Annotated in this window: 8 protein-coding genes; 3 read left to right on the top strand and 5 right to left on the bottom strand. The window is 67.4% G+C overall.

The window, feature by feature from the left end:
* Nucleotides 1-489 (bottom strand): hypothetical protein, encoded by a 489-nt coding sequence (locus tag JOE41_RS18395; protein ID WP_011691348.1) that lies wholly within the window; start codon nt 487-489, stop codon nt 1-3.
* 282 nt (nt 490-771) lie between these two features.
* Between JOE41_RS18395 and pheS the strand changes: the two genes are divergently transcribed.
* From pheS to JOE41_RS18410, 3 genes are read left to right on the top strand one after another with little or no spacing between them, the layout of a single operon-like run.
* Nucleotides 772-1,833 (top strand): phenylalanine--tRNA ligase subunit alpha, encoded by a 1,062-nt coding sequence (gene pheS / locus JOE41_RS18400; protein ID WP_011691349.1) that lies wholly within the window; start codon nt 772-774, stop codon nt 1,831-1,833.
* Between the two features lie 2 nt (nt 1,834-1,835).
* A complete protein-coding gene (gene pheT, locus JOE41_RS18405; protein ID WP_209753178.1) occupies nt 1,836-4,379 on the top strand; it encodes a phenylalanine--tRNA ligase subunit beta in 2,544 nt (847 codons plus the stop codon).
* A gap of 34 nt (nt 4,380-4,413) precedes the next feature.
* Complete coding sequence (locus JOE41_RS18410) at nt 4,414-5,094, top strand: 4'-phosphopantetheinyl transferase superfamily protein (protein ID WP_011691351.1); 681 nt, start codon at nt 4,414-4,416, stop codon at nt 5,092-5,094.
* 41 nt (nt 5,095-5,135) lie between these two features.
* Here JOE41_RS18410 and JOE41_RS18415 read toward each other — a convergent pair whose 3' ends face one another.
* The 4 genes from JOE41_RS18415 to JOE41_RS18430 all read right to left on the bottom strand — a co-directional run bounded on the left by JOE41_RS18415 (nt 5,136) and on the right by JOE41_RS18430 (nt 12,871).
* Nucleotides 5,136-6,503 carry a M1 family metallopeptidase gene (locus JOE41_RS18415; RefSeq protein ID WP_209753179.1) on the bottom strand — a complete coding sequence of 456 codons (1,368 nt, stop codon included), beginning with the start codon at nt 6,501-6,503 and terminating at the stop codon, nt 5,136-5,138.
* Between the two features lie 52 nt (nt 6,504-6,555).
* On the bottom strand, nt 6,556-10,569 hold the full coding sequence (locus JOE41_RS18420) for a Pls/PosA family non-ribosomal peptide synthetase (protein WP_245200763.1): 4,014 nt from the start codon (nt 10,567-10,569) through the stop codon (nt 6,556-6,558).
* Between the two features lie 117 nt (nt 10,570-10,686).
* Nucleotides 10,687-11,652 carry a quinone oxidoreductase gene (locus JOE41_RS18425; RefSeq protein ID WP_011691354.1) on the bottom strand — a complete coding sequence of 322 codons (966 nt, stop codon included), beginning with the start codon at nt 11,650-11,652 and terminating at the stop codon, nt 10,687-10,689.
* A 130-nt stretch (nt 11,653-11,782) separates the two neighbouring features.
* Nucleotides 11,783-12,871, bottom strand: a complete 1,089-nt coding sequence (locus JOE41_RS18430; protein ID WP_011691355.1) for an acyl-CoA desaturase — start codon at nt 12,869-12,871, stop codon at nt 11,783-11,785.
* Nucleotides 12,872-12,974 lie beyond the last annotated feature (103 nt).

A 12,974-nucleotide genomic window follows, 5' to 3' on the forward strand; every position in this document is an offset into this window, starting at 1 on the left:
TCATCCCTCAATTCCATCGTGGGCAACGCTGCCCTTCCGGGGTTTTTTCGTGCCGCGGTTGCCCGTTTCACGGCGGCGCCTATCCACGTAGCCGCCGGCCTCCAACCCCGCCAGGCGTTCAAAGACGTTGGCGGAGCCCGGGTTTCCCGTCCGCAGTTGAGACCACCCGGCTGCGATGAAGTACAGGGGCAGGAACGGCAGGCCCAGGCACCAGGCATATTGGCTGCTGTGCCGTTCCTCGTGTCCCAGCAATACCGGGTTGGACAGAGCCTCCGCAGGCGCCGCCCGGAACAGCACGACGTTCCCCACCGCGAACGCCTGGGCGGCGGGGAGCCGCCACCGGTAACCCGTGGCGATGAGCAGGCCGCGCGGGCCAACATGGACGGCCGTGCCTGCGCATCTTGCCAGCAGCAGGCCCATGAGCGTCGTTGCATTCAGCACGTTGGTGATCTGCCGCAACCGCTGTCCTGGGGTTATGGGGCCGGTCATGAGGCCATGGTATCGGGAGCCGGCAACCGCCGCGCCGCCCCGCTTCTCCGGCCCGCGGGCAGTCACGTTGCGGGCTGTGGCGCGTTCCGCCGGGCGCGTTCAACTAGACTGGGGGAGAGTGCCCGCCGGACGAATTCCGGCGAGCCCTGCCCTTTGTCGCTTCACGCGGTCCCTGAACCCGGCCGCGCGGAAAGACAAGCCAGTGACGGACACGCTGCCGGTGGACCCGAATGCAGCCGGACAGTTCGCTGGCGATACCCGACTCGTAGCTAAGAACAGTAGATGACTGAAACTTTGCCGGGCGCTGCCATCCCGAATCCTCTGGATGAAGCCGCCATTACTGCCGCCGTAGACCACGCCGTTGCCGCCATTGCCGCTGCCGCCACCCTTGACGAGCTCAAGGCCGTGAGGTTGGCACACACCGGTGAGAAGTCGCCGCTGAGCCTTGCCAACCGCGAAATCGGCGGCCTGGCGAAGGATCAGAAGGCCGCCGCCGGAAAGCTCATGGGTGCTTCCCGCGGACGCGTCAATAAGGCGCTCGCGGACCGTACCGCCGAACTCGAAGCTGAGAACGATGCACGCATCCTCGTTGAGGAGACCGTCGACGTCACTGCAGCTCCGCGCCGCCGTCGTGCCGGTGCGCGCCACCCGCTGTCCACCCTTCAGGACCGGGTGGCGGACATCTTCGTCGGCATGGGCTGGGAAATCGCCGAAGGCCCCGAGGTTGAATCCGAGTGGTTCAACTTCGATGCCCTGAACTTCAAGCCGGACCACCCGGCCCGCGAAATGCAGGACACCTTCTTCGTGGAGCCCCCCGAGGCCCACCTGCTGATGCGCACCCACACCTCGCCGGTTCAGGTCCGCTCCATGCTTGAACGCGAAGTGCCCATCTATGTCCTCTGCCCGGGCAAGGTGTTCCGTACCGACGAACTCGATGCCACGCACACACCGGTCTTCCACCAGTTCGAGGGCCTGGCCATCGACAAGAAGCTCAGCATGGCGGACCTCCGCGGCACGCTGGAGCACTTCGCCCGGCAAATGTTCGGCGACGAAGCCCAGATCCGCCTTCGCCCCAACTACTTCCCGTTCACCGAGCCGTCGGCAGAGCTGGACATCTGGCACCCGGGCGCCAAAGGCGGTCCGCGCTGGATCGAGTGGGGCGGCTGCGGCATGGTCAACCCCAACGTCCTCCGCGCCGCCGGCATCGATCCGGACATCTATTCAGGTTTTGCCTTCGGCATGGGCATCGAGCGCACCCTTATGTTCCGCAACGAGGTGGGCGACATGCGCGACATGATCGAAGGCGACGTACGTTTCAGCGAGCACTTCGGGATGGAGATCTAACAGTGCGTATCCCACTTTCCTGGTTGCGTGAGTTCGCGCAGGTACCGGCCGAAGCAACGGCCGAAGACGTCATGGCAGAACTGGTCAAGGTCGGTTTTGAAGAAGAAGCAGTCCACCGCCCCACGGACGCGCTCCGCGGCCCCGTTGTGGTGGGCCAGGTACTGAGCCTGGTCAAGGAGCCGCAGACCAACGGCAAGACCATCAACTGGTGCCAGGTCCGAGTGGTCCCGGAGGGCCAGGAACAGACCCTCACCGGCGACGGCATTGACCCGTCGGGTGTCCAGGGCATCATCTGCGGCGCCCACAACTTCGTGGAAGGTGACAAGGTAGTGGTCACCCTTCCCGGTGCCGTGCTGCCCGGAGACTTCCACATTTCCGCCCGGAAGACCTACGGCCACCTGTCCGCCGGCATGATCGCCTCCGTCCGTGAACTGGGCATCGGCGAGGACCACGACGGCATCCTGGTGCTCTCCCGGATCGGGCTGGATCCCGAAATCGGCACCGACGCCATGGAACTGCTCGGCCTCTACGACCAGGCCGCCGAAATCAACGTCACTCCGGACCGCGGCTACGCGTTCTCCATCCGCGGCGTCGCCCGTGAATATGCCCACGCCACCGGTACCGCTTTCACGGACCCGGCTTCACAGGTGCAGGTACCGGCTGAACTGGCCGGCGGGTACGGAGTCAAACTCAATGACGACGCCCCCATTTACGGCAAGCCGGGGTGCGACCGTTTCGTGGCACGCACCGTCCGTGGCATCGATGCCACCAAGCCGACGCCGCCGTGGATGGTCTCGCGCCTGCGGCTGGCCGGCATCCGCTCCATCTCGCTGCCGGTGGACATCTCGAACTACGTCATGCTGGAACTCGGCCAGCCGACGCACTGCTACGACCTGGACAAGCTGTCCGGCGACATTGTGGTGCGGCGCGCTGTGGCGGGAGAGAAGATCACCACCCTTGACGACAAGGAGCGGAAGCTCGACGTCGAGGACCTCCTGATCACCGACGACTCCGGCGCGATCGGCATCGCCGGCGTCATGGGCGGTGCTGCCACGGAGGTGAGCGATTCGACGTCGAACGTCCTGGTTGAAGCGGCGCACTTCGACGAAGTATCGATCGCACGGTCACGCCGCCGGCACAAGCTGCCCTCCGAAGCGTCCAAGCGTTTCGAACGCGGCGTGGACTGGCAGGTTGCCGGCATCGCCGCCCAGCGGGTTGTCGACCTTCTCGTCGAGCTGGCCGGCGGCACGGCCGATGAAGCCGGCACCGACGTCGGCACGGCCCCTGACGCCGTGACCATCGAGCTGCCGGCGGCATTCGCCGCAGCCCGGATCGGCATCGACTTCACCGACGAACAGATCGTCACCTCGCTCGAGGACCTCGGCGCTGCCGTGGCCAGGAACGACGCCGGCTGGACAGTCACGGCCCCGAGCTGGCGCAACGACCTCGAAACCAAGGAAGACCTCTCCGAGGAAATCGCCCGGCTGGTAGGTTACGACCAGATTCCCGCGACGCTTCCGGTGGCGCCTCCGGGACGCGGCCTGACCCGCGTCCAGCAGCAACGCCGCCGCCTGGTCCAGGCGCTCGCCGACGCCGGGCTCACCGAGGTCCTCGCGTACCCGTTCGTGTCCAAGGCCGCCAATGACACCTTCGGCGTGGCTGAGCAGGGCGCCGGCCGCAAGGCCGTCAAGCTTGCCAACCCGATCAGCGAAGAACAGGGCTACCTGCGGACGTCCATCCTGCCCGGACTGATCGAGGTAGCCAAGCGCAACCACTCGCGCGGCTTCCGCGACCTGGCGGTCTTCGAGGCGGGACTTGTCTTCCTGCCGGGGGACACCCTGGGTACTCCCTCCATTCCGCCGCTTGGCGTCAAGCCCTCCGATGAGGTGCTGGATGCCCTGTACGACGGCGTTCCCGACCAGCCGCTGCACATCGCGGCGGTCCTGACGGGCCACGACTCGCCCGCCGCAGCGTCGCACACACCGCGTGCCTGGGACTGGGCCGACGCTTTGGACATCGCCCGCCTCGCCGGCGATGTCCTGGGTGTCGAAATCGTCATCAGCCAGGGCCACCACCAGGCCTACCACCCGGGACGGACCGCCCAACTGTCGCTGCGCTCGGGCGAAGTCATCGGCTATGCCGGTGAACTGCACCCCAAGCTGCTGGCCGCGCACGACATGCCGGCACGCTCGGTGGCACTCGAGCTCAACGCCGATGCCCTCTTCGAAGCCGCCGCGGATGTCATCGTGGCCAAGCACATTTCCGGCTTCCCGGTGGCCACCCAGGATGTGGCCCTGGTGGTTCCCAAGGATGTTCCCGCCGACGACGTCCTGGCCGCCCTCCGCGAAGGAGCCGGCGAGCTGCTGGAAGACGTGGCGCTGTTCGACGTGTACGCAGGAAAGGGCATTGAGGACGGCAAGAAGTCGCTGGCATTCGGCCTGCGCTTCCGTGCCGCTGACCGGACGCTCACAGCCGATGAGGCCTCTGCTGCCCGTGAAAGCGCCGTGACGGTGGCCGCCGAACGGTTCGGAGCCGTTCAGCGCTAGTTCCAACGGCGCTAAGCACGCAGAAGGGCGGGCCATGGCATCACAACTTGTTGTGCGTGCCTGCCCGCCCTTTCGCGCAGCCGGGCAGGATCCGGCCACGGCACGTGCGGAGTTGGAACGCGGAGCCCGCCGGCTCCTGGAACGGACTGAACTGGAACGGGCCCGCGCCATGGTGCCCGGGGCGCGCGAGGATTTCCTGGCCGGCCGTCTGGCCCAGCGGCTGTTCGCCGCGGAGCTGCTCGGGGTGCGCGCCCATGATCTTGCCGCCAGTTACAGCTGCCCGCAATGCGGCACTGGACCGGGCGTCCCCCATGGAAGGCCCGGCTACACCCTGGACGGAGTCCCGGTGCCCCTGCTCCTGAGCCTCTCACGGGCTGGCGGCTGGACCCTGCTGGCGGCCGTGACATCTCCCGTGCCGGGTCAGCGGCTGGGAGTCGACGCCGAGGATCCGCAGCGGATGGAATTCGAGGGCTTCGACGCGGTGGCGCTGACCCCCGCGGAGCGCCAGGCCGCGGCCCCGTTGCGCGGGACCGCCCTGCTGCGTGAGCGTGCCCGGCTCTGGGCTCGGAAGGAGGCCTTCCTGAAGATGACCGGGGAGGGCCTGAGGCGGCCGCCTGAGACTCTTGACGTGCTTGACCGGGCCGGCATCCGTGACCTTGCGTCAGCCGAGTCGGGGCTGCCGGGCCACTTGGCGGCCGCCGTCGCCTTCGGGTGAAGCCCCGGCAGCTACCGCTCGGTCAGGGCCACCCCCGGCGGCTACCGCTCGGGCAGGGCCGGCAGTGCCTCTTCGAACAGCCAGGGGTGGAGCAGGGCTTCTGAATCGATTCCGGCCACGCGGTCCGCTGTCTGGATGAACCCGGCAGTGGACACGGATCCGTGGCGGTTGCTGGCCGCCCACTCGTGCAGCAGCGCATAAAAGGCGAGGTCTCCGCACCGGATCCGGAGCGCGTGCAGCGCCAGGGCGCCGCGTTTGTAGACCCGGTCGTCGAACATCAGCTCCGGCCCGGGGTCACCGACCATGAGGTCCTGGCGACCGGCGTCGAGCTTCCGCCAGGCAGCCGCTGCGCGGTCCGCAACGCTCATGACCCCGGCAGCCTCGGACCAGATCCACTCCGCGTAGCACGCGAAGCCTTCGTGCAGCCAGATGTCGCACCAGGCCGCAACCGTCAGGGAATTGCCGAACCACTGGTGGGACAGTTCGTGGGCAATGAGCCGCTGCGATTCCCATCCCGTATCCAAATGGTTGGGGCCCAGGATGGACAGCGTCTGGGCCTCGAGCGGAATCTCGAGTTCGTCCTCTGCCACCACCACGGTGTACTCCTGGAACGGATAAGGGCCGAAGCTGTTGACGAAGGTGCGCATCATCTCCGGCTGGCGGGCCAGGCCCCGGCGTGCTGCGTCGGCCAGGGAGGCAGGCACTGCGACGTGCTGGGGGACGCTGCCGGGTACCGACGCGGTGTCCAGGGTCAGAACGTCGTACCGGCCGATCTGGACGGTGGCGAGATATGTCGCCATCGGCTCGGCCTGCTCGTATGTCCAGGTTTCACGGCTGGAGCCGGTCTTGCGGGAGATCAGCAGACCGTTGCAAACCGCCCGGTAGCTTGCGTCCGTGGTGACGGCGATCCGGTAGCTGGACTTGTGCTGCGGATGGTCGTTGCAGGGAAACCAGGAGGCGGCACCGTTGGGCTGGCCCGCCACCAGCACGCCGTCGGTAAGTTCTTCCCAGCCCACCTCGCCCCAGAGGCCCCGGCGGGGAGAAGGATTCCCCTCATACCGGATGTCCAGCGTGAAGCGGTCTCCCGGCAGCAGCGCCGCGTCAGGGACGATCACCAACTGTTCGGCCCGCTGGCTGAATCTCCGCAGCCTTCGGCCGTTCAGGGAGACTTTGACGGCGCGCAGTCCAGCGAGGTCCAGGACAACGGCCGACGACGGCCGGTCCGCCTCGGCGTGCAGGACTGCCCTCCCGTTCAGCCTGTTGCTGGCCAGTTTGTAGTCCAGTTCCAGTTCGTATCGCGTGACACGGTAGGCGTTCGTGCCATGCCCGGGGACGTAGGGATCCGGGGAGCCCGACGGTTCGCCCGGCCGGCGTGTATCGCCGGGACTGGCTGGTGCTGCAAAACTCATAGACTGGCCTTCGAATTGCGGATGGCGGGAGCCGGAGCCGACCGTGTGGGAGCTACTTTAGCCGCGGAGCCGGTACGGCCGGACCCGCCCAGGGGCTGACCGGGTTGCCCATCCAGTAGGTCGCGGCGGGAACAGTCTCCCCGCGCATGACCAAGGATGCCGGCCCCACCGTGCCGCCCCTCGCGATGCGTGCCCGCGGAAGGATGACACCGTGCGGCCCCATCGTGGCTCCGTCTTCGAGGGTAACAGTGTCGATGCTCATGATCCGGTCGTGGAACAGGTGGGTCTGGACCACGCAGCCCCGGTTGACTGTTGAGCTCTCCCCCAGAGTGACAAGGTCTGCTTCGGGCAGCCAGTAACTTTCGCACCATGTGCCGCGGCCGATCTTCGCTCCCAGCCCGCGCAGCCACCACACGAGCGCAGGAGTGCCCGAAGCCGAGCGGGCGAACCAGGGCGCACTCACCATTTCGATGAACGTATCCACTACCTCGTTCCGCCAGATGAAGGAGCTCCACAACGCATGTTCGCCCGGCCTGATTTTGCCCACCAGCAGCCATTTGGCCGCAACGGCGCTGGCCGCGGCCACGGCTCCTGCCACCAGGACCACGATGCCTCCCAGGATGGCAGCGAAACCGTAGCCCCATAGCGAGGCGAGCCGGTCGAAGGCGAGCATGACGCCGGCGGCCAGGCCCACCGTGAGCACCACCGGAATGAACCGGCAGAGCTCCCACAGGGCGCGGGCCAGTTTCAGCCGCCGGGGTGGCTGGAAGGTCAGGGTGTTGTCCGTGGCAATTGCTGTACGCCGCAGCCGGACCGGCGGGCTGCCCAGCCAGGACGTGCCGGATTTCGCCTTGGCCGGGGTGGCGGAGAGGACGGCCACCAAGGAGTTCTTGGGCACGCTTCGCCCGGCCCCCGTCATTCCGGAGTTGCCCAGGAAAGAGCGTTTGCCGATTTTGGCCGGGGCAATCCGCATCCACCCGCCGCCAAGTTCATAGGAGGCCACCATGGTGTCATCCGCAAGGAACGCGCCTTCGCCGACGGTTGTCATCTTGGGGAGCAGGAGGACGGTGGAGGCCTCAACGTTCTTGCCGACCTTGGCTCCCAAGAGGCGCAGCCAGACCGGGGTGAACAGGCTGGCGTAGATCGGAAACAGGACGTCACGGGCCAGGTCCAGCACCCGTTCTGTCGCCCAGACCTGCCAGCCGATCCGGCTCCGCACCCTGAAGTAGCCTTCCTTGAGTCCCACACCCAGCAGCCGGGTGGTGGCAAGGATCAGCAGGAGGTTGGTGATGAACCACGTCAGCGCCGCGAGCGGGAGCGAGGCAAGCACCTGGGGGATGGCTGCCGAAAGTGATTCGCTGCCGCGGATGAACAGGAAGACCACCAGCGCCCCGGCGGCAGCGGACAGGTAGGGGATGGTGGCCAGCGCCGCCGAGGCTGCGGCAAAGCCTGCGAACCAGAGCCGCCCGATCAGCGCATGCGCCGGCGGCGGCGTGTCCGGCCACGCATGTTTGGCTTTGCCGATCCGCTCGGCGGGGGAGCCGGACACCAGCTGCCCGGCCTTGACCTTGCCGAGAACCGCCGAGCCCGGCTCCACTTGGGCGCCGGCTCCGATACTGGCGCCTGGCATGAGCGTGCTGCGTGCTCCCACTGTGGCGCCGGCGCCAACGTGCACCCGGCCGATGTGGACGGTGTCGCCGTCAATCCACCAGCCGGAGAGATCCACTTCGGGTTCGATGTTGCAGCCGCGCCCCAGCGAAAGCATTCCGGTGACGGGCGGCAGCGAATGCAGCTGGACGTCGTTGCCGATCTTTGCCCCGAGCGCTTTCGCATAGTACGGAACCCAGGGGGCGCTTGCCAGGCTGATGGCGCCCGACAAGTCCTGGATCTGTTCTGCCAGCCACAGCCGCAGGTGCACCTTGCCGGACCTCGGGTAGGTCCCGGGGACCACGCGCCGGAGCAGGGTCCTGGCGGCCAGGACCGAGAGGGCCATCCGGCCGGCCGGGCTCACGAACACCAGCCAGGAAGCGGCCACCCACCACCAGGAAACAACGGGAGCGGCCGTGAAGCCGGCAAGGGCGGCCAACAGGTTGTTGGCCGCCATAACGTAGGTCAGCCACCGCATGCCCACCAGAATGTGCAGGGGGACCCCCATCAGAGTCTGGAAGACCTGCGATTTCAGGGCTGTGGGACGGACCTCACGCTCCGGCGCCGGTCCGGCCGCCCCCTCGGGCAGGGATTGCCGGGCAACGTCGATGAGCGCGCCCACCCTCGGGGTGGCGTAGATGTCGGCCACCGTGATGGTGGGATAGCGGACACGGAGCGCGGACACGAGCTGCGCGGCTGCCAGGGATCCGCCGCCATGGGCAAAGAAGTCGGCATCCAGGCTCGACGCCGGTGTCCCCAGCACGCTGACCCACTGCTCCACGATCCAGCGTGCGTCGTCCGGCAGGTTCAGGGGTGCATTGTCCGCATCTGCTGCCCCCGCGCCGGCGAGCGGCCAGGGCAGGGCGTGCCGGTCCACCTTTCCGCTCGTCTTGGTGGGCAGTGATTCCACAACAGTGAGGAGCGGTATGAGCGCCGCCGGGAGGCTGGCTCCCAGCAGCTCCCTGGCCGCCGCGAGATCGATCTCCGCGGTGCCCGCGGCGGCAAGGTAACCGACGAGGATCTGGTTCCCGGCCGCCGTCGTGCGGACCGCGGCCGCCGCTCCGGCAACGTCAGGCAGTGCCTGCAGGGCGGCGTCGATCTCTCCGAGTTCGATCCGCCGGCCACCGAGCTTCACCTGTTCGTCGGCGCGGCCCATGAAGACGAGCCCCGATGCCTCATAGCGGACCAGGTCTCCGGACCGGTAGGCCCGGGTCCAGCCGAGGGACGGCATGGGCGCGTACTTTTCGGCGTCCTTGGCGGGATCGAGGTACCGGGCCAGCCCCACGCCGCCGATGATGAGCTCGCCCACCTGGCCCTCCTCCACCGGAATGCCGCCGGCGTCAACCACGGCAAGGTCCCAGCCGTCCAGCGGCAGGCCGATCCGAAGCGGGCCGGGCACGCCCAGCTGCGCCGCGCAGGCAACCACGGTGGCTTCCGTGGGGCCGTAGGTGTTCCACACCTCCCTGCCGTCGACGGCGAGGCGATCCGCGAGCTCCGGCGGGCAGGCCTCACCGCCGAATATCAGCAGCCTCACGTTCTCCAGCGCTTCTGCCGGCCACAGGGCCGCGAGGGTGGGCACAGTGGACACCACTGTTATCCCGTGGCTGATCAGCCACGGGCCGAGGTCCATGCCGGTCCGGACCAGCGACCGAGGGGCAGGAACCAGGCAGGCTCCATAGCGCCAGGCCAGCCACATCTCCTCGCAGGACGCGTCGAAGGCCACGGACAGTCCGGCGAGCACCCGGTCCTGGGGGCCGATGGGTTCGTCCTGCAGGAACAGCCGGGCTTCGGCGTCCACGAACGCCGCCGAGGAGCGGTGCTGGACGGCGACGCCCTTGGGGGTGCCCGTGGAGCCGGAGGTGAAGATCACCCAGGAGTCGTCGTCGGCCTGCGGCTTCCGCGGCGCCGGGAACGGCCGGGGACGCTTGCTGTCCGTGACGATCTCGCCATTGCCTCTGAGGATCGCGCCGACGCGGGCTTCACTGAACACCAGCTTGGCGCGTTCGTCGGGGTCATCAGCATCCACCGGAACGTACGCTGCCCCGATCAGCAGTATGGCCAGGATCGAGATATAGAGGCGGTTGGTGCCGGAAGGGATGCGGACGCCGATCTTGTCGCCGGCGCCGAGGCCAGCCAGATGCAGCTCCCGTGCCGTGGCCCGGACCTCGGCCATCAGCTGCGCGTAACTCAGGCGCCGGTGGCCGTCGTCCAGGGCCGACGCCTCGGGATACTTCCGGGCCGTGTCCTCCAGGATGTCGATCAGCGTCCGCTCCGGCGGTGCCGCGGCGGCGCCCGGCAGCTGCGGCAGATGCACGTTCCGGACGGCGGGAAGAGCAGAGCGTCCTTCCAGGGGGCCGGACTCGGACTCCGGCGCGGGCGCGGATCCGGAGGCTTGCGGTTGTTCAGTCACGGGGGTCATTCTTTCCGCACAAGATGAACAGAAGGTGTCGCAGTTCTCCCGGCGTTCGCCGGGGGTTTGTGTCCCGTTAACGGGTTCCTGCTACCCGGTCCCTGCTTCGTTGTTCTGTTCCCTGGTTCAGGGGACCAGGATGATTTTGCCGGTGGTGCGGCGCTGTTCAAGGTCGTCGTGCGCCTGTGCTGCACGGGCCAGGTCGTAGCGGCCGCCGATCCGGACCTTGAGGTTCCCGTCTGCGGCCGCCGCGAAAATCTCATCTGAGCGCCAGCGGCGTTCCTGGGCGTTGCGGAGGAAGTGGTTTATGGTCGGCCTGGTCAGGTACAGTGAGCCGCCGGCATTGAGGCGCTGCGGATCGAAGGGCGGAACCGGTCCGGATGCGGCGCCGAAGAGAACCAGCGTGCCGCGGACCCGCAGGGCGGCCAGGGAACCGTCGAAGGTGTCCTTGCCGACGCCGTCGTAGACCGCATCCGCGCCGGTTCCGTCGGTCAGCTCCCGGACTTTGGCGGAGAAGCCGTCATAGGGAATGACGTGGTCGGCGCCGGCCTCGCGGGCCAGTTTCGCTTTGTCATCGGTGGAGACGGTGGTGATGACGCGGGCTCCCTTTGCCTTGAGCAGCTGGATCGCCAGCAGGCCCACCCCGCCGGCCCCGGCGTGAAGCAGGATGGTGTGGCCAGGCTCCACCCGGAAAGAGGAATTGACCAGGTAGTGCGCGGTGATCCCCTGCAGGGGAAGGGCTGCCGCCGTGAAATCGTCCACGCCGCGGGGGACCGGGAGGGCCTTGTCCTCGTCCACGAGGATGTAGCCTGCGTAGCAGTTGGCTCCTTCGGCGGTGGCCACCCGGTCGCCCGGTGAGAACACCGTGACGTTGTCGCCGATTTCCTCGACGGTGCCGGCGGCCTCGGAACCCGGGGTAAATGGATAGGCGACTTTGTACGTGCCGCTGCGCTTGTAGGTGTCGATGAAGTTCACGCCCGTGGCGGAGACCTTCACCAGCAGCTGGCCCGGACCAGGCACCGGACGATCCACTTCGGCAAGCTGCAGCACTTCAGGGCCGCCTGCCTGGCGGGCAACAATTGCGTGCATCATATGTCTCCTTCCCTGGGCTGGGATTTCCAGGCCCGGATACAGGAACCATCCTAGGGACACGGCCGTCAACGACGAAGTGACGGCCGGTAACCGGCCGTCACTTCGTCTCAAGGGTGAATCGGGGGTGTGCCTAGAAGCGGCGGGTAACAGTGGCCATGGGGCATTCGAAGTGGCGCCCGGCGGAGAGGCCCACGTCGTTGAGGTAACGCACGATGATTCCGTAGGACTGCAGCAGCGTGGTCTCCGTGTAGGGGACCTGGTGCTTGGCGCAGAACTCCCGGACGATGACTGCGGCCTTATCCAGCTGCGGGCGGGCCATGTCCGGGAAGAGGTGGTGTTCGGCCTGACGGTTCAGGCCGCCCATCAGGATGTCCATGAAGCGGCCGCCTGAGATGTTCCTGGACGTCAGGACCTGGCGGCTGAAGAAGTCCACGCGGCTGTCCGCCGGCAGGACCGGCATGCCCTTGTGGTTCGGGGCGAAGGAAGCGCCCATGTAGAAACCGAAGACAGCGAGCTGGACGCCGATGAACGCCAGCGCCATGCCCCACGGCAGGAACGTGAAGGTAAGGACCGGCAGCAGGCTCAGGCGGGCCAGCAGGATCGGGAGTTCAACCCAGCGGTGCGTGACCTTTGCGCGGCGGAAGACGAACTTGACCGAATCGATCTGCAGGCCGAGGCCCACCAGGAACAGCAGCGGGAAGAAGAACCAGCCCTGCTTCTTGGTAAGGAATGCGAACCGTCCCTGGCGGTCTGCAACCGCTTCGGTGTGAAAGGCAATGGGCCCGGGCGCGATGTCGGGATCCTTGGAAATGACGTTCGGGTGGTTGTGGTGGGCGCCGTGCTTCTGCTCCCACCAGGAGTAGCTCATGCCGGCGACGGACGTGGCCAGCAGCCTGGCCGCCCAGTCGTTTGCACGGCGGGAGGCGAAGATCTGGCGGTGCCCGGCCTCGTGGGCCAGGAAGCTCAGCTGGGTGCAGAGGATGCCAATGGCGGCGGCGATGAGGAGCTGGAACCAGCTGTCACCGATGAGCGCGAAGCCGAACCAGGCTGCTGTCATCAGGAGCACCAGGACGGAGAAGACCGTGATGTAGAAGCCGACGCGCCGTTCGAGCAGCCCTGCGGCCTTGACGGTTTTGAGGAGTTCGGAGTAGCTCAGGACAACCTGGTTGGGCTGCCGGACACGCGATTGCGGTCGCTCCGAAGTGGTGGTGGGGGTCATGGACTCGGGGCCTCGTAACTGTTACGGGCAACGCTGCAGCCGACATTCGGACCGCACGGTCAGGATCACCCTTCTTCAAGCATACGCTGGCTGGCCTAACAAG

Origin of the sequence: Arthrobacter sp. PvP103 (assembly GCF_017833075.1) — a bacterium.
Taxonomy (GTDB): domain Bacteria; phylum Actinomycetota; class Actinomycetes; order Actinomycetales; family Micrococcaceae; genus Arthrobacter.

Bases quoted from the DNA above. Each gene is read 5' to 3' on its own strand.
- JOE41_RS18395 (WP_011691348.1), bottom strand. From the start codon at position 489: ATGACCGGCCCCATAACCCCAGGACAGCGGTTGCGGCAGATCACCAAC.
- pheS (WP_011691349.1), top strand. From the start codon at position 772: ATGACTGAAACTTTGCCGGGCGCTGCCATCCCGAATCCTCTGGATGAA.
- JOE41_RS18410 (WP_011691351.1), top strand. From the start codon at position 4,414: ATGGCATCACAACTTGTTGTGCGTGCCTGCCCGCCCTTTCGCGCAGCC.
- JOE41_RS18415 (WP_209753179.1), bottom strand. From the start codon at position 6,503: ATGAGTTTTGCAGCACCAGCCAGTCCCGGCGATACACGCCGGCCGGGC.
- JOE41_RS18420 (WP_245200763.1), bottom strand. From the start codon at position 10,569: ATGACCCCCGTGACTGAACAACCGCAAGCCTCCGGATCCGCGCCCGCG.
- JOE41_RS18425 (WP_011691354.1), bottom strand. From the start codon at position 11,652: ATGATGCACGCAATTGTTGCCCGCCAGGCAGGCGGCCCTGAAGTGCTG.
- JOE41_RS18430 (WP_011691355.1), bottom strand. From the start codon at position 12,871: ATGACCCCCACCACCACTTCGGAGCGACCGCAATCGCGTGTCCGGCAG.